This is a genomic window from Achromobacter pestifer, from assembly GCF_013267355.1.
GTDB lineage: Bacteria > Pseudomonadota > Gammaproteobacteria > Burkholderiales > Burkholderiaceae_B > Achromobacter > Achromobacter pestifer_A.
Map to the genome: position 1 here is coordinate 5,647,387 of NZ_CP053985.1, position 21,307 is coordinate 5,668,693.

A 21,307-nucleotide genomic window follows, 5' to 3' on the forward strand; every position below is an offset into this window, starting at 1 on the left:
CATCGGGATGGGACTTCCTTGACTCACGAATGCCCGCGCCCCTCGCGGCGGTAATACAAGTAGCGCTCGACCTCCGCCTGTTCCACCGCAGGTTCCAGCAGCCGCCATCTGACGACGTAGCCTCGGTACGCCGGCGGCATCCAGCCCAATACGGAGTACATCGTGACTTCGGTCTCGCCAGTGTTGAATTGGGTCTCGAAGAATCCCTGGCGATCCGGCGGCTCGCTGCCGCAAATCCAGTTATCTGGCATGGCGGTCTCCCCATACGCGTTCAATCCTACGCGCCGCCACACCAAATGGCATACGTTTTAGCCCCGATGTGGGCTGCGGCTACCTTGTGTTAGAAACGTGGATGGGGCTGCTGCCGCAACCTTTGCGAACCTTTGCAGTTCGATTTAGCGGATCCCGGTAGTATTCGGCCATCGAACCTCAGGAGCCCGTCATGCACAGTCAGCAACCCGCGCCCGAGCCGAACAAGCGCCGTTGGCCTTTCGGCTATGGCGAAGAGGAGTAGTCCAGCTGTCCTAGCCGATACGCGCAATCCGGTCGCCCGGACCGGACAGCTCGTGATAGATGTCATCCAGGTACTCGGCCAGCGCGTCCGCGGGCACATCGGCAGGAATGGCAAGGTCCGCAGCCCGCACGCGCTTGCCGGCATCCGAACGGTACGCCGTCCACACCCCGCCCTCGCGCTGGACGTCCAGCTGAAACCTGCCGTAGATGTCGAATTTCATCGATGTCCCGAAAAGCTCATGACCAGGTCAATGCCAACTCGGCAGCCACGCCGCGCGTGAGTCCCAGCAGCGCCTGAGCGGCCGGGCTGAGCGTCTCGCCGCCGCGAGTCAGCACTTCCAGGCTGCGGACGGCGCTTTGATCTGCCAGGGGCACGATCGCCAATTTTGCGCTTGCCGTGACCGCAAGGGCGGGCAGGATGGTGACGCCAAAGCCCTGTTCGACAAAGGTCAGCAAGGACGTGGTGTTGCGCACCGTCAGCAGCGAAGCGTCCACCAACGCGGCCACTTCCGCGGAGTCAAACCGGGCGCACAAGCCGTTTGCAATGAACTCCACGGCGTCGATATCGCGCCAGCGCGCGTCGCGCCGCAGCTTCGTCAGGCGGTGCCCGGCCGGGCACACCAGCACGAAACGGTCTTCGAACAAGGGCTCGGTCACGATGCCGGGCAGGGGCGCCGGCAGCGTGGCAATGCCGAAATCGACCTCGCCATCGGCCACCGCCTTGCCCACCGCGGCCGAGTCTATGTCGCGCAGGTCCACCCGTACTTGCGGATACTGCCTGCGCATCGAGCCTATGACCTGCGGCAGCAGCCGGATGGCCGCCGAGGGCACGGCGGCCACCTTGGCTGTTCCCAGGGCGCCGCTGGCATAGCGGACCATGTGGGCCACGGCCGAATCGAATTCGGCAATGGCCCGCTGCGCCTGCGCGCGGACATAAAGGCCCAGGGGAGACAAGCGGATCTTGCGCTCGCCTTCGAACAATGGGCCGCCCAGCTCCGATTCCAGCTGCTTCAAGGTCATGGAGAGCGCCGCCGGCGTGCGGCCGACCCGGTCGCCGGCCTGGGCCAGTTCACCGGCATCGACCACGGCCATGAACATGCGCAGATGCTCGAGTTTCATATTTAAGAAAATATTAAATAAATCGAAGTTATTTTAGTTTGACTGAATTCTCGCCGGAAATCTACAGTACCGCTCACTGCCATTCAAGGAAGCAAGCAATGAGCGCAAGCGCCTTACGCGTCGACGGACTGCAGTACAGCAACTGGTCCGAGAAGATATTCCGCCAACTGCGTGAAGGCGGCGTGGACGCGGTCCACGTCACCATCGCGTATCACGAGAACCTGCGCGAGATGATCCACAACATCGAGCGCTGGAACCGCTGGTTCGAGCGTTATCCGGATCTGATCGTGCAGGCGCGCAGCGGCGATGACGTCAGGCGCGCTCGCGAGGCTGGCCGCACCGCGATCATTTTCGGGCTGCAGAACCCGTCGCCCATCGAAGACGACATTGGCTTGGTCGAGGTAGTCCACACGCTGGGCGTGCGCTTCATGCAGCTGACCTATAACAACCAGTCCTTGCTGGCTTCGGGCTGCTACGAAGCGGTCGACAGCGGTGTCACCCGCATGGGGCGGGAAGTGATCAAGGAAATGAACCGGGTCGGGCTGGTCATCGACATGAGCCATTCGGGCGAACGTTCCACGCTGGAAGCGATAGAACTGTCCGAGCGGCCCATCACCATCAGCCACGCCAATCCGCATTCCTGGGCGCAGGCGCTGCGCAACAAGTCGGACACAGTACTGAAAGCGCTGGCTGGCGCGGGCGGCATGTTCGGTTTTTCGCTGTATCCGCACCATCTCAAGAACAAGTCGGCCTGTGCCCTGGACGATTTCTGCGCCATGGTGGCGCGCACCGCGGATCTGGTGGGGGTGGAACACCTGGGCCTGGGCTCGGACCTGTGCCAGGACCAGCCGGATTCGGTGGTCCAGTGGATGCGCACGGGCCGCTATACCAAGAACATCGACTATGGCGAAGGCTCGGCCGCGCAACCGGGGTTTCCGCCGCAGCCCGGTTGGTTCCAGGACAGCCGGGACTTCAAGAACATCGAGCAGGGCTTGCGCGCGACCGGGTTTTCAGCGGACGACGTGGCGCTATTGATGGGCGGCAACTGGATGCGCTTCTTCGACGCAAGCTTCGGCCCGCAAGCCTCTGCCATCCACAATCCCTGAACGGTCGCAACCTCGGAGCACATACATGAAGAACGCCATTCGCATCCTTGCGTGCGCCACGCTGGCGCTGGGCGCCGTCGGCAACGCCAGCGCGCAGGAATTTCCCAATAAAAGCATACAGATCGTTGTGCCGTTTCCGCCGGGCGGCGTGGCCGACCTGGTCGTGCGCACGGTTGCGCAAAAGCTGGGCCAGGACGTCAAGCAGCCTGTGCTGGTGGTGAACAAGCCTGGCGCCAGCGGCATCATCGGGGCCGAGTTCGTGGCCCGTGCGCCGGCGGATGGCTACACGCTGCTGTTGGCGAACCTGCCCATCATGTCGATCAACGAACTGCAGTACAGCAGCCTGCCGTATTCCGCCGCGCGGGACTTCGCGCCCGTGATCCTGCTGGCCGACCAGCCCTATATCATCGCCACCGGCAACGCCGTGCCCGCCAAGACGATGAAGGAGTTCATCGCCTATGCCAAGGACAAGCCGGACACGCTGACCTTCGGTTCGGCGTCCAGCTCGACCTTTCTTGCAGGCGAATTGTTCAAGCAGCGCGCGGGCATCCGCATGGCGCACATCCCCTATAAGGGCAGCGCGCCCGCCATCAACGATCTGCTTGGCGGACATATCAGCCTGATCCTGGATCCGGTGATTACCTTGCTGCCGCACGTCCAGGCCGGCAAGCTGCGGGCCCTGGCGGTGACGTCGTCCGAACGGATAGATTCTGCGCCGGACATTCCCAGCTACAAGGAAGTCGGCCTTGTGGATATGGACATCACTTCCTGGCAGGGTATCGTCGCCCCGGTGGGCACGCCCGAGGCGCTCGTCAAGAAGCTCAACGAGGATTTCAACCGGGCCTTGCAGTCGCCCGAAGTGGCCTCGCGCCTGAAGGAGCAGGGGGTAAGCACCAAGGGCGGCTCGGCTCAGGCTTTCGCCGATTTCGTCGCGGCCGAAAACAAGCGCTGGGCGACGCTGGCCAAGCAAGTCAACTTCCTGCCCGGCAGTTTGTGATGAGCATCCTGACCGGAGCCGATGCGCGCTTGCAGGCCCTGGGCCTGGCCTTGCCCCAGCCCACGCCGACTCACTATGCCTATTTGCCGGCGCTGCGGCACGGCGGCACGGTGTATGTTGCCGGGCAGATTCCGAAGCTCAGCGCGGACCAGTTGCTGGTTCAAGGCGCGGTTGGCGAGCAGGTCGGCGAAGCGCAGGCGCGCGAGGCCGTGCGCCTGTGCGTGCTGCATGCGCTGTCGTGGGTGGCCCATCACGCGCAGGGCAGCCTGGATGCGGTGGAACAGATACTGCGCGTCAACTACTTCTTCCAGGTGGGCGAGCGCGCCAGCACGCGGCTATCCGCCATTGCCGACTCCGGATCGGAACTGCTGGTCGCGATCTTCGGCCGCCAGGGCGAGCATCCGCGTTCGGTCATCGGCGTGCGCGAGCTGCCGCGCAACGCGCCGGTGCTGGTTAGTATGGACGTGGCCCTGGCGGTTGCGGACTCCTCGCGCGTGCCGGCAGGCTGACACCGCTGGCAGCCTCGTGACGCCTTGCTCAGCGCTTGGGCAACACGAACTCCACCCGCCGGTTCTGCGCCCGTCCTTGCGGATTGTCCGCGCCATTGGCCAGCCGGTTCGACTGGATCGGTTGGGTATCGCCCAGTCCCTTGACGCTCAGCCGCGACTTGTCCACGCCGTGGCTTGCCAGCCATTGCGCCACCGCCTGGGCGCGGCGCAATGACAGGTCCTTGTTGTAGGACGCCGATCCCTTGGAATCGGTATGGCCTTCGATCGCGACCGTGCCGGCCGAGCTGGACTTGATCAGGCTGGCGATGTCCCGCAGCGTGGGTTCGGCGGCGGGGCGGATGGCGGTCTTGTCGAAATCGAACAGCACATCGCCCAGCATGGCGACGGTCACGGCATTCTTGTCCTGCCGCACCGACAGGCCGTCGTGGCGCGCGGCCAGGCCGTCAATCTGCGCGCTCAGATCGGACACGCCGCCGCTGGCGTCGGAAGGGAATCCCTTCAGGTCCAGGATGGTGGCCTGCAGATCCAGGATCTCGGCCTTGTAGGGTGGCTCCTGCGCCATGGAGCCGCTGGCGGCGGCCAGCAGCGCCGCGGCCAGCAGCGTGGACGCGCCCGGGTAGCCGGCCATGGCTAGCGGTCGGTGATCTTGATGGCGTCGAAGGTCTCGACGCTGGGTATCGTCAACGAGACCTCTTTGATCTCTTTGGGCGGGGCGGGGAATTTCCCCTGCCAGGAGCCGGCGATCGGGGCGTCCTTCTCGGTCCTAATCATCAGTTTGGGATTGGTCAACGGCTTGTCGTTGCTGTCTCTCAGCAGCAGATGCTTCTTGTTGCCGGCGACCACGTAGAAGCTGTTTTCATAATCGCTCTTGCTGATCTGCGGATAGAGCATCTCCGTCTTGCCCATGACGATGGGCTTGAACCGTACCTTGATGGACAGGATATCGCCGCTGCGCACCGCTTCGATCACCTGGCCCTCGGCGGCGCCGGAGTCAGTCAGGCCGGTGGCCAGGGGCGTGGGGGCGTTGGCCTGGGCTTGGGCAAACGCGGCCGGGCCGGCCGCCGCCAGGGTCATCAAGGCGCCCAGCGCACAGGCGGCGGCGGTCTTTCTGATCGGAGTCACGATTAGCATCCTTTGTCGGTGAAAACCACTCAGGGCAAGACGGAAGGACCAGGACTCATTCTTTTGGCCCAGTCCAAAGTCCAACGCACGATGGTCCGACTTTCAGGCGCTTATTTCAGTTCGATGTTTTTCCAAGAAGTTACGGAATCTAGCTGGCGCGGGCGCTTAGCCGCCGCGGTGGCCGTGGTAACGCGGCGCGGCGACGCTGTGGGTGTTGTCCTTGTGCTGCGATCCGACCAGGGCCTTGCGCCGGGCTTCCTCGTGCTGATGGTCAGCACGGGCGCGTTCCTTGTCGGCCTGCGGGGCCGCGTGCGCGTCCGGTGCGGCCTGGGGAGGATTGGGATGGGGGGTCTTGGGCGTCATGGTGCGTACCTATGCAGGTGCCGCGGCATATGCCGCATTTCCACATTACGCCCGGTGTACGCGTTTCTCAAGCGGTGATTGCGGCGCTTTTTTTGATTGCGGCAGCGCAATGTCTGAGCAGTTGAAGGCGCTATGGCAGCACAATGGTCATGCGCTGTTTTCCTAGACGTCCGTCTTTCAGGAGAGCCTCATGTGCGACTGTTCCTCTTGCGCAAATCCCCCACAGTTCAATCGCCGCCGGCTGCTGTTCGGCGCCGCAGCCGTGGCGACGGCCGGCGCTTCGGGCTGGCTGGGCGATGCCCAGGCCGCCGTGCCGTCAAACGATATCGGTCCCGACGCGGCCTTGAAACGCTTGATGGCCGGCAATGCCCGCTACGCCGCCAACAAGCCGAACATGCGGGATTATTCCGCAGGGCGCGCAGCCCGCGCCGTGAAGCAGAAGCCCATCGCCGCCATTCTGGGCTGTTCGGACTCGCGGGTGGCGCCGGAACTGGCGTTCGACCAGGGGCCGGGCGACCTGTTCATCGTGCGCGTGGCCGGCAACTTCGTGAATGAAGACGGCCTGGCCAGCCTGGAGTACGGCACGCTGGTCTTGCGCGCGCCGCTGATCCTGGTGCTGGGCCACGACAACTGCGGCGCGGTGGACGCGACGGTGAAAGCGCTCAAGGACAAGACCGAGTTCCCGGGGCATCTGCCCGCGCTGGTGAATGCGATCAAGCCCGCCGTCGAACTTGCCAGCCAGTCGGGCGCGAAGGATCTGATGGCCGCGGCCGTCGCGGCGAATGTGCGCCTGGCGGTCGAGCGCCTGAAGACCGCGCAGCCGCTCTTGCAAGAGATGGTGCAGCAGAAAAAGCTGGGCGTGGTCGGCGGCGTGTACAGCCTGGCCACGGGCAAGGTGACCTTGGTCTGAAGCCGGCCCAGGGCCGCCCGAATCACAGCGCCGGCCGGTCCTGGGCGGTGAGAATTGCTGAACTTTGATGACTCTTCCCTTCGTAATATCCCGTTTGAAAGGGTATTGAAAGGGGAGGAGACATGGGGGCGTGCAAAAAATGCGAGGCGATCGTGACCGACCGGCGCGATGCGCCCGGGCATGAGAACCTGATCAGCCTGGGCATGGTGAGATCGCCCGGCCAGACGCAGCGGAGCGTGCAGCACGAAGCGTTCACCTGTGCTTTGTGCGGCACGGACTGGGATTATCTCTACGACAAGCGCGACCCCGCGTCGGGGTGGCGCCGTTGCGGCTCTGATGCGGGCCTGCCGATCGAGGCCGCCGTGCAGCCTCTGGCAAGAGCGGTTGGCGCGGGCTAGCGCAAGCCGCCTTCATGCGGGCGGCTTTATCGTGCCGCGGCGTCGACGGCGGCGCCGTCCGCTGCTACATCTGCATCTTCTTCTTGCCTAGCAACGTCAGCGCCAGGCTGCGGCCCGTGCGCATGAAAGGATAGAGCGCGGTCGACAGGCAGGGGTTGCGGAACACGGCGGCATTGACGCTGTTGAACAGGTCGTTGCCGGTGCTGATCAGCGCCAGCCGGTTGATGCAGTCCGCGCCCCAATAGTCCTGGCCGTCCAGGTGCAACAGCATGCCCTGGTTCAGGTCATACCCTTGCGCCTTGTAGGCCACCGCCAGGTCGGGATGGTCGCGCATGTTCAGCAGATCGATGGGGCCGACGGCCTTCTGCAATTGCAGCATCCGCACGTAGTTCGAGCAGAAAGGGCAGTCTCCGTCGTAGAGCAGAAAGTTCTTTGCGATGGCCATGATGCACCGTGTGGAAATGCGCGGGCGCGGAAAGCGCGCCTGCCGCTTACTCCCCATTAAAACGCATATCGCTGGACGCGCCCACCGCCCGCATTGCGCACGCGCACCGGATGCGGGACTTCAGCGTATCTGGCGCACGCCTTGGCCCAGGCGCCGGCGCAGCAGGTTGCGCAGCGTGACGCCGTCGGCATAGCCGACCTGCGCCGCGATCTGCTCCAGCGACAGGCTGGTGGTCTTCAGCAAGTGGGCGGCGCGCTCCACGCGCAAGTCCTGGAAATACGACAGCGGACTCTTGCCCAGCACCTCCTGCGTGCGGCGCGCCAGCGTGCGTTTGCTGGCGCCCAGCGCCTGCGCCGCGGCCTCCAGCGAGAATCCCTGCGCCAGATGCGCGCGCGCCCAGCGTTCAAACGCCTGCACCAGCGGCTCGGCATGCGTCAGGTGGTCGGTGATGGCATAGGCGGATTGCGCCGGCCGCTGGTCCACGATCAGATAGCGGGCCACCAGCGCGGCCAGCTCGGGACTGGCCTGGCGCACCAGCCAGAGCGCCATGTCCATGTGGCTGAGCGCCGCGCCTGCCGTCAGCAACGACGACGAGCGCACCAGCATGCGGCCGTCCTCCAGGTCCACCGCCGGATAGCGTTGCCTGAACAGGGGCGCCAGCCACCAGGTGGTAGTGGCCTTATGGCCGTCCAGCAGGCCGGACTCCGCCAGCACGAAGGTGCCGATGCAGGCCGCGGCGGTGTTCGCGCCGGGGGCGCGTTCCCGCAGCATCCGGCCGGCATCGCGCACGTCGGCGCGGGCCAGCGCGGGCACCAGCGTTTCGGGCATCTTGCAGCCGATGGCCGGGATGACGAGCCAGCCCGGGTCCGACGGGTCCGGGCTGCCTGAAATGGGCACGCCGAATCCCTGCGAGGTATGCACTCTGCGGCGCATGCCGACCACGCGCGCCTCGAGCGGCTGTACCGGTTCCGGCAACAGAGGCGACAGCTCGTTGGCCGTGGTGAACACGTCCAGGATGGCGGACAGGCCGGTATCGAACACGCCCTCCAGGGCCAGGATCTGGATTTTCATGGCAAGAACGCTATCAAAGATGTCAAAACCGCCAATATTAATCAGGCCGGCCCGGAGCCACAATGCCGCTGTCTGAGCGTCGGCGCAAGCGTGCGCCGCGTGCAACCGGAGTGGTGCCTTGTCTATTGAAAATCTGCTTGCCCTGGCGGTGTTCGCCTTCGTGACCTCGGTTTCGCCGGGCCCCAGCAACGTCATGCTGATGACCTCGGGAGCGAATTTCGGCTTTGGCCGGACGCTGCCCCAGGTGCTGGGCATCACCGTCGGGTTTACCTTGCTGCTGTTGGGGGTAGGGCTGGGCCTGGGGGCGCTGTTCCAGGCTTGGCCGCCGTTGTCCGTGGCGCTGAAGATCGGCGGCGCGGCCTATCTGCTGTACCTGGCATGGCGCATCGCGCTGTCGCGCTCGATCGGCGCGGGGCAGGCATCGGCCAGGCCGCTGACCTTCATGGAATCGGCCTTGTTCCAGTGGATCAACCCCAAGGCGTGGATCGTGGCGCTGGCCTCGGTAGCGGTCTATGTCGACGCCGCGGCGCCCTGGATTTCACTGGGTTGGATGTGCCTGGTGTTCGCGCTGGTGAACTTGCCCAGCGTGTCGCTGTGGGCCGGCTTCGGCGTGGCGCTGCGCGGATTCCTCGCGCAGCCCGGACGCCTGAAATGGTTCAACATCGGCATGGGCGTGTTGCTGACGCTGACGCTGTGGCCGATGCTGCGTTGATGGCGTCAGCTCGCGGCGGCCTCGCCGGATCCGTGCCACGCTAATTGCATGGCGTAGCCGCGCACATCTTCAGGCCAGGCCGCGATCTGCTGCGCGAAACGCTCGCGGTCGCCGGCATACAGCGCCCGCGTCGCTTCCTCGAAACCAGGCAGGTTCCCGCCCATGCCGGACATGTAGCGGTAGGCGGCCTCCTGGCGTTCGCGCTGGCGGTCCTGCGCCTCGTTGTCGCGGCGGGCCTGTTCCACCAGCTTGCGCAAGGCGACCGAAGCGCCGCCGGGCTGCGCACCCAGCCAGTCCCAATGGCGCGGAAGCAGGGTCACCTCGCGCGCCACCACGCCCAGCTTGGGGCGGCCCCGGCCGCGCGGCTGCGTTTCGTCGGCTGCCGCTTCGGCGGCCAGGCCGGATGCCAAGGGCGCGGGCTCGGCCCGGGCGCCATGGCGTTGCGCAATGGCGGCATCGTCGCCTCTCAGGTCCAGGTCGACCTGCTTGCCGGTCTGATCGTCGAACACCAGGATGGAAGCGTCGCTGCCCGCGTCCATGGCCCGTTTGACGGCGAGCGCCACGTCGGCCAGGGCGCCGGCGGCCAGCATGCGGTGGCCGGCGAAGGCGGTGTGTGGATCGGTGGGTTGGGGGGCGGATGGTTGATTCATGTTTTTGTCCGGGTGAAAATTACAGATGAATTATGATCCGGGTAAAAATACAAGTCAATACATCCGGGTAAAAATATTGCGAGGCGGCAAAAGGCCGCTTCGGCGCGCAGAAATATCCCCGAGAACCTAGGGTCAACACCTAGGCAAAACACCCAAGCGGCGTATAATCTTGCTTTGCGCCCGGAGTTACCCATGCGTCTCGTACAAAAAGCGCTCACCTTCGACGATGTGTTGCTGGTGCCTGCGTATTCCGAGGTCCTGCCTCGCGACACTTCCCTGGCTACGCGCCTCACTCGCAACATCAGCCTGAACATCCCGCTTGTGTCCGCCGCCATGGACACCGTCACCGAATCGCGTCTGGCCATCGCCATGGCACAAGAGGGCGGCATCGGGATCATCCACAAGAATCTGTCCGCGGACGCCCAGGCGCGTGAAGTCGCCCGCGTCAAGCGCCACGAATTCGGCATCGTGATCGATCCGGTCACAGTCACCCCCCAGATGAAAGTGCGCGACGCCATCGCGTTGCAGCGCCAGCATGGCATCTCGGGCCTGCCGGTGGTCGAAGGGCGCAAGCTGGTCGGCATCGTCACCAACCGCGACCTGCGTTTCGAAGAAAACCTGGACCAGCCCCTGCGCAACATCATGACGCCGCAGGAACGCCTGGTCACCATGAAGGAAGGCGCCACGCTGGAAGAGGCGCAGTCCCTGATGCACAAGCACCGCCTGGAGCGCGTGCTGATCGTCAACGACGGCTTTGAACTGCGCGGCCTGGCCACGGTCAAGGACATCGTCAAGAACACCGAACACCCGATGGCCAGCAAGGACGCCCAAGGCCAGCTGCGCGTGGGCGCTGCGGTCGGCGTGGGCGCCGGCACCGAAGAACGCGTGGAAAAGCTGGTTGCGGCAGGCGTCGACGTGCTCATCGTCGACACCGCTCACGGCCATTCCAAGGGCGTGCTGGAAGGCGTGCGCTGGGTCAAGCAGAACTACCCCAAGGTTGAAGTCATCGGCGGCAACATCGCCACCGCCGCCGCCGCGCGCGCGCTGGTCGAATACGGCGCCGACGGCGTCAAGGTCGGTATCGGCCCCGGCTCCATCTGCACCACCCGCATCGTCGCGGGCGTGGGCGTGCCGCAAATCCATGCCATCTCCGAAGTCGCCAAGGCGCTGGAAGGCACGGGCGTGCCCCTGATCGCCGATGGCGGCATCCGCTACTCGGGCGACGTCGCCAAGGCCCTGGCGGCCGGCGCTTTCGCCTGCATGATGGGCGGCATGTTCGCCGGCACCGAAGAAGCGCCTGGCGAAGTCGTGCTGTTCCAGGGCCGTTCGTACAAGTCCTACCGCGGCATGGGCAGCCTGGGCGCCATGACGGACGGCTCCGCCGACCGCTACTTCCAGGATCCGTCCAACAACGCCGACAAGCTGGTCCCCGAAGGCATCGAAGGCCGCGTCCCCTACAAGGGCAGCGTGCTGGCCATCATTTACCAACTGGTCGGCGGCATCCGCGCCTCGATGGGCTACTGCGGCTGCGCCACCATCGACGACATGCGCACCAAGACCGAATTCGTGGAGATCACCTCCGCGGGCGTGCGCGAGTCCCACGTGCACGACGTACAGATCACCAAGGAAGCGCCCAACTACCGCGCCGACTGATCCGTACAGTCAACTACAATGTCATGCATCGCGCACCGGCAGAACCGCAACATGAATCAGCGGTTCTGCCGGTGCGGTTTTATTTACTGCGGTTTTATTCTTTACCGGTAGAGTCTCCATGCACCAGCGCATCCTCATTCTCGACTACGGTTCGCAAGTCACCCAGCTGATCGCCCGCCGCGTCCGCGAAGCCGGCGTCTACTCCGAAGTGCACCCCGGCGACGTCGACGACGCCTTCGTGCGCGACCAGGTGGCGCAAGGCTTGAAGGGCATCATCCTGTCCGGCAGCCACGCCTCCGCCTACGAAGAAGGCTCCATGCGCGTGCCGCATGCGGTTTTCGAACTGGGCGTGCCCGTGCTCGGCATCTGCTACGGCATGCAGTCCATGGCGCAGCAGCTGGGCGGCGTGGTCAGCTATTCCGACCACCGCGAATTCGGCTACGCCGAAGTCCGCGCCCACGGCCACACCAAGCTGCTGGAAGGCCTGGAAGACTTTGCCACTGCCGAAGGCCATGGCATGCTCAAGGTCTGGATGAGCCACGGCGACAAGGTCACCCAGCTGCCCCCGGGCTTCAAGCTGATGGCTTCCACGCCGTCCTGCCCCATCGCCGGCATGGCCGACGAAGACCGCAAGTTCTACGCCGTCCAGTTCCATCCCGAAGTCACGCACACCGTCCAGGGCAAGGCCATGCTGGCCCGCTTCGTCAACGAGATCTGCGGCTGCGAAGGCGACTGGAACATGCCCGACTACGTGGCCGAAGCCGTCACCCGCATCCGCGAGCAGGTCGGCACGGACGAAGTCATCCTGGGCCTGTCCGGCGGCGTGGACTCCTCGGTGGCCGCGGCGCTGATCCACAAGGCCATCGGCGACCAGCTCACCTGCGTGTTCGTCGACCACGGCCTGCTGCGCCTGGACGAAGGCAAGCAGGTCATGCAGACCTTCGCCGAAAACATGGGCGTGAAGATCATCCACGTCGATGCCACCGCCCAGTTCATGGGCAAGCTGGCCGGCGTGGCGGATCCGGAAGCCAAGCGCAAGATCATCGGCCGCGAATTCGTCGAAGTGTTCCAGGAACAGGCTGGCAAGCAGCAAAGCGCCAAGTGGCTGGCCCAAGGCACGATCTACCCCGACGTCATCGAATCCGCTGGCGCCAAGACCGGCAAGGCCACCTCCATCAAGTCGCACCACAACGTGGGCGGCCTGCCGGACACGCTGAACCTGCAACTGCTGGAGCCGCTGCGCGAACTGTTCAAGGACGAAGTCCGCGAACTCGGCGTGGCCCTGGGCCTGCCGCCGCAGATGGTCTACCGCCATCCGTTCCCCGGCCCCGGCCTGGGCGTGCGCATCCTGGGCGAAGTCAAGCACGAGTACGCCGAACTGCTGCGCCGCGCCGACGCGATCTTCATCGAAGAACTGCGCAACACCAAGGACGAGGCCAGCGGCCTGACCTGGTACGAGCTGACCTCGCAAGCGTTCGCCGTGTTCCTGCCGGTGAAGTCGGTGGGCGTGATGGGCGACGGCCGCACCTACGAATACGTTGTGGCCCTGCGCGCGGTGCAGACGTTCGACTTCATGACCGCTGATTGGGCGCCGCTGCCGCATCCGCTGCTGGCTCGGGTTTCTTCGCGCATCATCAATGAAGTGCGCGGGATCAATCGCGTGGTGTATGACGTGTCGAGCAAGCCGCCGGCGACGATCGAGTGGGAATAATCCCGCGAATTTCGCGGCATTAAAAAAAGGCGCTTCGGCGCCTTTTTTTCACCCGCTCAACCAGCCAAATCCGGCGGCGTCAGGCGTTGCTCGTTCAAGTAGCTCGATTCCCGCGCAAGCGCGGCCGGCGTGAGCTGGATCTCTCCTTGTTCTGAAAAGATCTCCAGTATCCAGTTTACGAAGCAGCGCACCCGTACTGACAGGTGCCTGGAGCTGGGGTAGACGATATGAACCGGCCTGGCGGAAAAGTGCCATTCCGGTAGCACGGGTACGAGCTTTCCGGACCGGACGAAACCTGCGACGGCGAACGGGGCGCCCGGGCAGACGCCGCTACCCGCCATGCATGCCGAAATCGCGACATCAGGTTCATCGAACTGCATACCGTCGCCAGATGGCAGCACAAAGCGGTTGGCGCCCGATTCCAGTTCCCACATGAAGGGATTGCGTTCCTTGCCGCTGAACCAGCTCAGGCGTCTGAGTTGAGACAGGGCGTCCGGGGTGTCGACGCGGCCTGCGGCGGCCAGGTAGCCGGGCGAGGCGTACAAGCCCATCTGGATGTCGCAAAGATGGCGGGCGATCATGCTGGAATCCTTGAGCAAGCCACCCCGAATCGCGCAATCGATGCCGTCCTCAAGCAGATTGCTGATCCGGTCCGAACCGCTCAGGCGCAGTTGGATTTTCGGGTAGCGCGCCTGGAAGGCGTGCAGCCGTGGCGCGATCACCCATCTTGCGACGGTGATCAGGGAATCCACCCGCAGCCGGCCCATGGGCGTCGCCGTTCCCCCGCTTAGCGTGGCTTCCACTTCGTCAATCTGCTGCAGCAGGGCCTGGCACTTGTCGAAGTAGGCGGCGCCGTCGTCCGTGAGGCTGAGGGCGCGGGTAGTGCGGTGGAGCAATCGCACGCCCAGATGCTTTTCCAGGTCGCTGATGCGCTGCGAAACGCGTGCTTTCGGCAGCCCCATGGCGTCGGCCGCACGGGTGAAACTTCCAGCATCCACCACCTTCACGAAGGTGGCCATCGCGGTGAGCTTGTCCATATATTGTTCACAAATATTGAACTAAGCATGATTTTGAACCAGATTTTTCTTTTTTGCACCGCCAATTACGATTCTTCCCATCCACTTCACACACATGGGATGCCGAAATGTCAAAACCTGTCGTTGTTTACTTCTCCGGATATGGCCACACCAAGCGCGTAGCGCAAGCGGCGGCGGAGGGCGCGCAGGCCGCGCTGGTCGAAATCGATGTTGACGGCAACATTGCCGAGGCCGCTTGGGACCAACTGGACGCAGCGAAGTCCATCATCTTCGGCGCACCCACGTATATGGGCTCGGTGCCTTGGCAGTTCAAGAAATTCGCGGATGCCACCTCCAAGCGATGGTTTGTCCGCCAATGGCAGGACAAAGTCTTCGGCGGCTTCACCAATAGCGCCAGCCTGAATGGCGATAAGCAGGTTTCCCTGATCATCATGCAGACGCTGGCGTCCCAGCACGGCGGCATTTGGGTAAGCCTGGGGTTGGCCCCCGCCAATACCTCGGCCGCCACCCGCGCGGACATCAACAACCTGGGCGGATCCGTCGGCGCGCTGGTGCAGTCGCCTTCTGACATGGACGCTCAAGGCATTCCCGGCGGAGACCTTGAAACCGTGAAGCTCTACGGTGCCCGCGTGGCGCAAATCGGGCAGCGGCTTCACGCCTGAGCGGCAGGCCGCCGATCGCGCATGCCCAAGGGAACGCTCCCTGGTGGCATCAAACCCCGGTCTGGACAAAACGTTCAGGCCTGCAAACAACCTTTAGCGAATCCAACCATGAAACTGTATTACTCCCCTGGCTCCTGCTCGCTGGCTGTTCACATCGTGCTCCGGGAAGCCAATCTGCCCCATGAATTGGCCAAAGTCGATCTATGGAAGCACAAGACCGCATCGGGTGGCGACTACTACCTGATCAATCCGAAGGGCTCAGTGCCCGCCCTCGAGTTCGACGGTGGCCTGCTGACGGAAGGTCCGGCCATCACCCAATACCTTGCGGACCGCTACGCGCCAGCATTGGTGCCCGCCAACGGCACGCTGGAACGGGCACGTCTGCAAGAGATGCTGAACTACCTGTCTTCGGAATATCACAAGTCGTTTACGCCGCTGTTCTACCTGGCTCCCTCGGACGATGCGACGGACGCGCAGCGCCCGGTCATTGCCAAGTTGGCCTACCTGAACAGCGTGCTGGAAGATGGCCGCGCGTATCTGATGGGTGACGCCTTCAGCGTTGCAGATGCCTACCTCTTTGCCCTTACGCGCTGGTGCGTCAAGTTCAGGATTTCGCTCGACGCGTTCTCGGCGTTCAACGGCTACATGGCTCGCGTCGAGGCACGTCCGGCGGTCAAGGCCGCGCTCCAGGCCGAAGGGCTTGAAGAGCAATACGGCCGGCGTTGATGTGATCGGGAGACGAGGGTGTCCATGCGATTTTCCAAAGACCACTATTGGGTTTACGTCCTTGAAACCTCCTATGCGCAGCAAACCATGGTGGCCGTCGTGGGAGTCACCCCCAAGGCGCTGGAAGGTCTGGGCGACCTGATTTCCGTGACGCTTCCAAACATCGGAGAGACCTTTGCGCAGGGCGCTGCCGCCGCCTCGGTCGAGTCAGCCAAGACGGTTTCAGATGTGTACCTGCCCGTCTCAGGTGAGATCGTCGAGGTCAATGCGGCCATGCGTGACGACCCGACGCTTGCCAACACGGACCCTCTTGGCGCCGGATGGTTTTTCAAGGTCAAGGTCAGCGACCCAGGCGAACTGGATGTGCTGCTTGATGAGCCGGCGTACATGCAGTCGGTGGGAGCGGTTCCCCGGTAGCCGAATGCGGACTGTGGTCAGAAGGCCGAGGCCCGATAGACCTCCTGGCCGCCCACGTAAGTGGCCAGCGCAGTGAGGTCTTTCACCTCGGCGGCCGGGATGTCCAGGTAGTCGGCGGAAAGCACCACGAAATCGGCCAGCTTGCCCGCCTCGATGGATCCCTTGATGGCTGCTTCGTCGGTCAATATGGCGTTGTTGATGGTCATCAGTCTGAGCACGGCGTCGCGCGAAGAGACCGCCTCATCGGCGCCATAGACGCCGTCCGAAATGGTATCGCGCGTCAGGAAGTGGTACATGGCCCAGAACGGGTTGACCGGAATGACGGGGGAATCGGTGCCTCCCGCCAGCATGAAGCGTTGATCCAGGTAGGTTTTCAGCGGTGTCACCCGCGCTGCGCGTTCGGCGCCCCAGTAGCGTTTGAGCACGGGCGCGGCAAGATAGAGATGGTCCTGGACCGACAGGCGCAGATTCATGGCGCGGATGCGCGGATACTGGTCTGGCCGGGTAATGAACGCGTGCTCGATAGTCCAGCCGTCGCGCGTGAGGTCATGTTCCGCATTGGCTTTCTCGAACCCCTGTAGCACCTGGTCCACGCCGGCATCGCCCACCGCATGGACAGCCGCGCGCCAACCGGCGCGGTTGATCTCCGCTACGTATTCGTCGAAGACCGCCTGCGGAATGGTCTGCAGGCCGTAATAGGTTCCGCCCTTGCCCATGGCGCCTGCATAGGGGCGCGTCATGCGCCCGCCTTCGAAGCCCCCATCCACGCTGATCTTGATGCCCCATACCTTGACCCATTCATCGCCTTCGTTCTGTTTGATGCCCGCATCGACAACGCTGGAACGGAAATCGGCAAGGCCGGCGGGGCGGAACAGAATGCTGTAGCGCACGGTCGCCCGGCCGCTGTCGCGTAGCGCCTGGAACTGCCGGTAGGCAGCGACAGTCGTGCCGGGGATGCGGATGCTGGTGAGCCCATACTCATTGAGCTTGCGTTGCTGTGCTTCGAGGGTGGCGAGGGTGATGGGGCGAGCTGGCGGCAGCGCGGCCAGCCGCTTGGCGTTGCCGGTGAGTTCGCCGGTCAGGCGTCCGGACGCGGCGCGGGGGACGGAGCCCCCCGGAGGCACCGGCGTCGCTGCCGTAATGCCGTATTTGGACAAGGCCGTGTTGTTGAGGAAATAGCTATGGCCGCCCCGCACGAGTATGACGGGAACGCCGGGCGCCGCTGTTTCCAGTTCGTCGGCGGTGGGCAGCCTCTGCTCCTTGAGTTGGGCTTCGTGCCAGTCGCTATTGGAGATCAGCACTTCACCTGGGGCGGCGGCCTTGGCGGCTTCGGATACCTTGCCGAGCAACTGCGCCAGAGACCTGGTTGCGGACAGGTCGATGCCGGGGCCGCCTCCGACCGCGTGCAGATGCGAATCGGCCAGGCCAGGAATTACCGTGCGTCCCTTGAGGTCGATGACCCGGGTGGCGGGACCTGCATGGGACATGACGCTGTCACTCGTGCCGACGGCGAGAAACTTGCCGTCCTTGACGGCCAGGGCCTGGGCGACGGAGGAGCGCGCGTCGACCGTGACCACCTTGCCGTTGATGAAGACGGCGTCGGCAGCCGCCGCGGGCGTGCGGGGTGCGCCAGCTCCCGAGCAGCCTGCGATCGAGGCGGCCAGAATGGCTGCTCCCGCGATTTTCCCTGCACAGATTGCATCGGCGATCTTGCTCATGGGCTGCTCCGTTCCGGTGGGTATTGATGGGCGTTAGTTTCTAATATGAAATATTTAAGTGTCAAATAAAATTCATACGACTACGCCCGGATCGTCGAAGTGAAAATGGTTCGTGGCAGGGACGTCGCCCCTTGTAGGCGCCTTGTCCGTGCCGTTGTTCTCAAAAATTGAACTCAGAGTTACTTTTTCGCCGTGTTTTTTGCGCATCCCATCTCAATTAGGATCGTGTCATTCACAGCCCCATGAGGTGAGGACATGTTTAGAGCAGTTGCGACAACGGCGTTGCTGATGGGGGCGGGCATGGCGGCCGCCATGGCGCAGGAGTTGCCCAACTCTCCGATGGCGCTGACGAGAACCTTCGAGCAGCGGTTCAACGCGCGCGACCTCGATGGCCTTGCTGCGCTGTACCGGAAGGACGGCACGAGCACCGACGTGGCCACTCGCCGACCAGACGGCAAGTGGCTATATGCCATCGATAACCCCCGGGGTCTGGAGGCGACGGCGCAATGATGAACTGCGATTCGGAGCAGGGCGCTTGCGCCTTGCCGCTGTCTGACGATATGCCGGCGCGCAGGTCCGGCGATGCCCAGCTTGGGTGGGTCGTCCATTATGTCGGAGACCCGATGTGCTCCTGGTGCTGGGGCATGGCGCCGGCCATAGAAAGGATCGCATTGTTCTGCCAGGCCGAGGGAGTGCCCTTCAAGCTGACCGTGGGCGGCCTGCGGGTGGGCGGCGGCGACCCTTGGGACGAGAATTTCAAGCGTTTCCTGCGGCACGAATGGAGCCACATTGCCAAGGTGACCGGACAGCCGTTCGGCTTCGATCTGCTCGACAGGACCTATTTCAACTACGACACGGAGCCGCCATGCCGGGCGGTCGTGGTTGCGGAGAGGATGGCATCCGCGCGCGGCCTGCCTGCCATGACCAAGCTGGCATTCTTCGCTGCGGTGCAGCGCAAGTTCTATGTTGAGGGGCAGGATCCCGCTCAGGCCGACTACTACCGCGAGCCTTGTGCGCACGCGGGCCTGCCGTTTGGTGAGTTCCGTGATGCTTTCACCTCGGCCTTCGCCCGGCATGACGTGGCGCAGGATTTCGCCTTGAGCCGTCGCCTGGGAGTGCGCGGGTTTCCCTCGCTGCTGCTGGAGGGGCCAAGCCAGGTCACTGTTCTTGCCACGGGGGCCATGGACGTCGCGGCCATCCTCGCCCGCTTGAGGCAGGCAGTTCCCATAGGCGCCGTCCAGGCATGAACCGCAAGACAGGCCCTTGCGTCCAGTACCGCTCATCGAGGTATCGGCAATGAACAATAGCGTCCTCCCTGGCTTGATGCATGTGGATCACGTGGCGCTGACCGTCCCGGATCTGGATCGCGCCGTCGATTTTTACCGTGATGTCATGGGTGCCGTGGAGCTCTATCGTCTGGGGCCTTTCGACGCGGCAAGCATGCCGCGTGGTCCGGACGGCAGCGATTGGACCGAAGCCCACCTGCGCGTGCCTGGCGCGCGCCTGCAACTGGTCATGCTGGCGCTCGGCAGCAATCTGATGCTGGAGCTGTTCAGGTACGAGCTTCCCGGTGATGCGCGTCAGATTCCTCCCCGGAACTGCGATCTCGGGGCGAGCCATATCGCATTCAAAGTGGCGAGCATGGATGCTGCTCTTGCCCATTTGCGGCGGGCCGGCGTCGCGACGATGGCCGGGCCTGTGGCCGTGACCTCTGGCCCGTGCGCGGGGTTGCGCATCAACTACTTCCTCGATCCCTTCGGCAATCAGCTTGAGCTGGTGGAGTATGGGGAGCTGCCCTTCATGCGCGACACCACGGCGGCGTTGTACGCCCGGGGCGCAGGCCACCAAGAGCGGAAGCGCGGATGATGCCGGATGAGGTCGACGCCATCATCGTGGGCAGCGGCATCAATTCGCTGGTGTGCGGCGCACTACTGGCGCGCCGGGGCTGGCGTGTCGCCATTCTGGAACGCAACACGCGGCCCGGCGGCTGCATCGTCAGCGAAGAATTGTTCCCCGGCTACGTGCACGACCTGCTGTCCACGTCCTATCCTTTGTTCACCAGCGGTCCCGCATATGCCGAGCTGAGCCGCGACCTGCACGGGGAGGGGCTTGAATTCGTGCAGAACGGCTATGCCACGGGCGTGATTCGGCCCGATGGGCGGTTCTTGGCGTTCAAGCAAGACATCTCCGATACCGTCCAGCGATTGAACACGGCTTGCGCGGGTGACGGGGACACCTTCGGCCGTGAGGCCGAGCGCCTGTTCGGGGCCGACGCGGGCCTGACGTTCGGCTTGTTGGGACAGGATCCCTACAGCTGGCGGACCATGCGGGAAGTCGTGAGCGTGGGCATGCGGCGGGGTGTGGACGGGTTGGCAGAATTTGGCGCCCGCGGCATAGAGAATCTGCGCCGCTGGAGCGACCGCGAGCTGCGCGGCGAGTTGTTCCGCACGGCTCTTGCGCCCTGGCCCTTGCATATGGGCATGGGTCCGGACGATGCTTGCTCGGCCCTGATCGGCAAGACGGTGTTTGCATCGATCATCGCCAACGGCATTCCCCTGGTGCGAGGCGGAAGCGCCAAGATCGTCGAGGCTTTCTGCCGGTTGATCGCACGGCACCATGGCGTGGTGCACGTCGACACCGATGTCGAGCGCATACTCTTCGACGGCGCGCGGGCCGTGGGGGTGGCTGCGAACGGACAGGTCTGGCGCGCGCGGCGGGCGGTGGTGTGCAATGTGACGCCGACCCAGCTTTACGGCCGTCTGGCGCCGAACGCGCCGGCGCAGTGGCATAAGCGCGCCCACGCCTATCGCTACGGAAGGGGCTGCATGCAGATCCATTTCGCTTTGTCGGCCCCGCCATCATGGCCGGATTCAGAGCTTGCGCAGGTTCCGCTATTGCATCTGGCCCAGAGCCTCGAAGCCGTGTCCATGGCGGTGGCCCAGGCGAACAACGGTTTCCTGCCCGCGAGGCCCACGCTCGCAATTTCCCAGCCGGCTGCCATCGACGCCACCCGTGCGCCCGCAGGCGGCGCCATTCTGTGGATCCAGATGCAGGACATGCCGGCCACGCTTACGGGCGATGCGGCGGGTGAAATCCAGGTACCCGCCGACGGCAAGTGGAACGACGCCGTGCGGGAACGCATGGCCGACCGGGTGCAGCGGCTGCTGGAAGAAGTACTGCCGGGCTTCGCTGCCACCGTGGTTGGCCGCCGCGCATACTCGCCGGCCGACCTGGAATCGCTGAATTGCAATCTGGTCGGCGGGGATCCCTATTCGGGCATTTGCACACCCGATCAGTACTTCTGGCTGCGCCCATTTTCCGGGGTCAGCGGTAAGCGAGGGCATGCCACGCCCTGGAGCAACGTGCATCACATCGGGGCGTCCACGCATCCGGGCCCAGGCTTGGCTGGTGGATCCGGCTGGATGGTGGCGAAGCGCCTGCTGCGCTAAAGGCGGCAGGCGCCGCAAG

General features: G+C 64.3%; 26 protein-coding genes. 15 read left to right on the forward strand and 11 right to left on the reverse strand.

The window, feature by feature from the left end; genetic code table 11:
• Nucleotides 1–23: 23 nt before the first annotated feature.
• From FOC84_RS26715 to FOC84_RS26725, 3 genes are all read right to left on the reverse strand, one after another.
• Nucleotides 24–251: a hypothetical protein gene (locus tag FOC84_RS26715; protein WP_173147571.1), complete on the reverse strand. Its 228-nt coding sequence runs from the start codon at nt 249–251 to the stop codon at nt 24–26.
• 273 nt (nt 252–524) lie between these two features.
• A complete protein-coding gene (locus tag FOC84_RS26720; RefSeq protein ID WP_173147573.1) occupies nt 525–734 on the reverse strand; it encodes a DUF7661 family protein in 210 nt (69 codons plus the stop codon).
• A gap of 16 nt (nt 735–750) precedes the next feature.
• Entirely contained in the window at nt 751–1,632 is an 882-nt protein-coding gene (locus FOC84_RS26725; RefSeq protein ID WP_173147575.1) for a LysR family transcriptional regulator, read from the reverse strand.
• Between the two features lie 98 nt (nt 1,633–1,730).
• Here FOC84_RS26725 and FOC84_RS26730 point away from each other — a divergent pair, with 98 nt between their 5' ends.
• From FOC84_RS26730 to FOC84_RS26740, 3 genes are read left to right on the forward strand one after another with little or no spacing between them, the layout of a single operon-like run.
• Nucleotides 1,731–2,738, forward strand: coding sequence for a membrane dipeptidase (locus FOC84_RS26730; protein ID WP_173147577.1), 1,008 nt, complete (start codon nt 1,731–1,733; stop codon nt 2,736–2,738).
• Nucleotides 2,739–2,763: 25 nt separating this feature from the next.
• Nucleotides 2,764–3,735 carry a Bug family tripartite tricarboxylate transporter substrate binding protein gene (locus FOC84_RS26735; RefSeq protein WP_173147579.1) on the forward strand — a complete coding sequence of 324 codons (972 nt, stop codon included), beginning with the start codon at nt 2,764–2,766 and terminating at the stop codon, nt 3,733–3,735.
• Nucleotides 3,735–4,244, forward strand: a complete 510-nt coding sequence (locus FOC84_RS26740) for a RidA family protein (protein WP_173147581.1) — start codon at nt 3,735–3,737, stop codon at nt 4,242–4,244. The genes FOC84_RS26735 and FOC84_RS26740 overlap by 1 nt, the downstream gene beginning before the upstream one ends.
• A gap of 28 nt (nt 4,245–4,272) precedes the next feature.
• Here FOC84_RS26740 and FOC84_RS26745 read toward each other — a convergent pair whose 3' ends face one another.
• From FOC84_RS26745 to FOC84_RS26755, 3 genes are all read right to left on the reverse strand, one after another.
• Entirely contained in the window at nt 4,273–4,872 is a 600-nt protein-coding gene (locus tag FOC84_RS26745; protein ID WP_173147583.1) for an OmpA family protein, read from the reverse strand.
• Nucleotides 4,873–4,874: 2 nt separating this feature from the next.
• Nucleotides 4,875–5,366: a hypothetical protein gene (locus FOC84_RS26750; protein WP_254241793.1), complete on the reverse strand. Its 492-nt coding sequence runs from the start codon at nt 5,364–5,366 to the stop codon at nt 4,875–4,877.
• A gap of 165 nt (nt 5,367–5,531) precedes the next feature.
• Nucleotides 5,532–5,729 carry a hypothetical protein gene (locus FOC84_RS26755; RefSeq protein WP_173147585.1) on the reverse strand — a complete coding sequence of 66 codons (198 nt, stop codon included), beginning with the start codon at nt 5,727–5,729 and terminating at the stop codon, nt 5,532–5,534.
• A 190-nt stretch (nt 5,730–5,919) separates the two neighbouring features.
• Between FOC84_RS26755 and FOC84_RS26760 the strand changes: the two genes are divergently transcribed.
• Nucleotides 5,920–6,639, forward strand: coding sequence for a carbonic anhydrase (locus tag FOC84_RS26760; RefSeq protein WP_173147587.1), 720 nt, complete (start codon nt 5,920–5,922; stop codon nt 6,637–6,639).
• Between the two features lie 122 nt (nt 6,640–6,761).
• Entirely contained in the window at nt 6,762–7,037 is a 276-nt protein-coding gene (locus FOC84_RS26765; protein WP_173147589.1) for a hypothetical protein, read from the forward strand.
• 64 nt (nt 7,038–7,101) lie between these two features.
• Here the strand turns inward: FOC84_RS26765 and FOC84_RS26770 are convergent, their stop codons facing one another.
• Entirely contained in the window at nt 7,102–7,482 is a 381-nt protein-coding gene (locus tag FOC84_RS26770) for a DCC1-like thiol-disulfide oxidoreductase family protein (RefSeq protein WP_013394373.1), read from the reverse strand.
• Nucleotides 7,483–7,602: 120 nt separating this feature from the next.
• Nucleotides 7,603–8,553 carry a GlxA family transcriptional regulator gene (locus FOC84_RS26775; RefSeq protein WP_173147591.1) on the reverse strand — a complete coding sequence of 317 codons (951 nt, stop codon included), beginning with the start codon at nt 8,551–8,553 and terminating at the stop codon, nt 7,603–7,605.
• A 118-nt stretch (nt 8,554–8,671) separates the two neighbouring features.
• Between FOC84_RS26775 and FOC84_RS26780 the strand changes: the two genes are divergently transcribed.
• Nucleotides 8,672–9,265 carry a LysE family translocator gene (locus tag FOC84_RS26780; RefSeq protein ID WP_173147593.1) on the forward strand — a complete coding sequence of 198 codons (594 nt, stop codon included), beginning with the start codon at nt 8,672–8,674 and terminating at the stop codon, nt 9,263–9,265.
• A 5-nt stretch (nt 9,266–9,270) separates the two neighbouring features.
• Here the strand turns inward: FOC84_RS26780 and FOC84_RS26785 are convergent, their stop codons facing one another.
• On the reverse strand, nt 9,271–9,915 hold the full coding sequence (locus FOC84_RS26785; protein ID WP_173147595.1) for a DUF2239 family protein: 645 nt from the start codon (nt 9,913–9,915) through the stop codon (nt 9,271–9,273).
• A gap of 192 nt (nt 9,916–10,107) precedes the next feature.
• On the opposite strand from FOC84_RS26785, the gene guaB reads away from it, so the two are divergent.
• Nucleotides 10,108–11,568: an IMP dehydrogenase gene (gene guaB, locus FOC84_RS26790; RefSeq protein ID WP_013394369.1), complete on the forward strand. Its 1,461-nt coding sequence runs from the start codon at nt 10,108–10,110 to the stop codon at nt 11,566–11,568.
• Nucleotides 11,569–11,686: 118 nt separating this feature from the next.
• Nucleotides 11,687–13,279: a glutamine-hydrolyzing GMP synthase gene (gene guaA / locus FOC84_RS26795; RefSeq protein WP_173147597.1), complete on the forward strand. Its 1,593-nt coding sequence runs from the start codon at nt 11,687–11,689 to the stop codon at nt 13,277–13,279.
• Between the two features lie 56 nt (nt 13,280–13,335).
• On the opposite strand, the gene FOC84_RS26800 is transcribed toward guaA, so the two are convergent.
• Nucleotides 13,336–14,316, reverse strand: a complete 981-nt coding sequence (locus tag FOC84_RS26800) for a LysR family transcriptional regulator (RefSeq protein WP_173147599.1) — start codon at nt 14,314–14,316, stop codon at nt 13,336–13,338.
• Nucleotides 14,317–14,423: 107 nt separating this feature from the next.
• Here FOC84_RS26800 and FOC84_RS26805 point away from each other — a divergent pair, with 107 nt between their 5' ends.
• The 3 genes from FOC84_RS26805 to FOC84_RS26815 all read left to right on the forward strand — a co-directional run bounded on the left by FOC84_RS26805 (nt 14,424) and on the right by FOC84_RS26815 (nt 16,121).
• Nucleotides 14,424–14,978: a flavodoxin family protein gene (locus FOC84_RS26805; protein ID WP_173150424.1), complete on the forward strand. Its 555-nt coding sequence runs from the start codon at nt 14,424–14,426 to the stop codon at nt 14,976–14,978.
• 108 nt (nt 14,979–15,086) lie between these two features.
• Nucleotides 15,087–15,704 (forward strand): glutathione transferase GstA, encoded by a 618-nt coding sequence (gene gstA / locus FOC84_RS26810; protein ID WP_173147601.1) that lies wholly within the window; start codon nt 15,087–15,089, stop codon nt 15,702–15,704.
• An 18-nt stretch (nt 15,705–15,722) separates the two neighbouring features.
• Nucleotides 15,723–16,121 (forward strand): glycine cleavage system protein H, encoded by a 399-nt coding sequence (locus tag FOC84_RS26815; protein WP_254241794.1) that lies wholly within the window; start codon nt 15,723–15,725, stop codon nt 16,119–16,121.
• Between the two features lie 17 nt (nt 16,122–16,138).
• On the opposite strand, the gene FOC84_RS26820 is transcribed toward FOC84_RS26815, so the two are convergent.
• Entirely contained in the window at nt 16,139–17,839 is a 1,701-nt protein-coding gene (locus tag FOC84_RS26820; RefSeq protein WP_173147605.1) for an amidohydrolase, read from the reverse strand.
• A gap of 255 nt (nt 17,840–18,094) precedes the next feature.
• On the opposite strand from FOC84_RS26820, the gene FOC84_RS26825 reads away from it, so the two are divergent.
• The 4 genes from FOC84_RS26825 to FOC84_RS26840 are packed head-to-tail and all read left to right on the forward strand — an operon-like array spanning nt 18,095 to nt 21,288.
• Nucleotides 18,095–18,349 carry a hypothetical protein gene (locus FOC84_RS26825; RefSeq protein ID WP_173147607.1) on the forward strand — a complete coding sequence of 85 codons (255 nt, stop codon included), beginning with the start codon at nt 18,095–18,097 and terminating at the stop codon, nt 18,347–18,349.
• Nucleotides 18,346–19,086: a DsbA family protein gene (locus FOC84_RS26830; protein WP_173147609.1), complete on the forward strand. Its 741-nt coding sequence runs from the start codon at nt 18,346–18,348 to the stop codon at nt 19,084–19,086. The genes FOC84_RS26825 and FOC84_RS26830 overlap by 4 nt, the downstream gene beginning before the upstream one ends.
• Nucleotides 19,087–19,135: 49 nt before the next feature.
• Nucleotides 19,136–19,705: a VOC family protein gene (locus tag FOC84_RS26835; RefSeq protein ID WP_173147611.1), complete on the forward strand. Its 570-nt coding sequence runs from the start codon at nt 19,136–19,138 to the stop codon at nt 19,703–19,705.
• Nucleotides 19,702–21,288: a phytoene desaturase family protein gene (locus FOC84_RS26840; RefSeq protein WP_438800848.1), complete on the forward strand. Its 1,587-nt coding sequence runs from the start codon at nt 19,702–19,704 to the stop codon at nt 21,286–21,288. The genes FOC84_RS26835 and FOC84_RS26840 overlap by 4 nt, the downstream gene beginning before the upstream one ends.
• Nucleotides 21,289–21,307 lie beyond the last annotated feature (19 nt).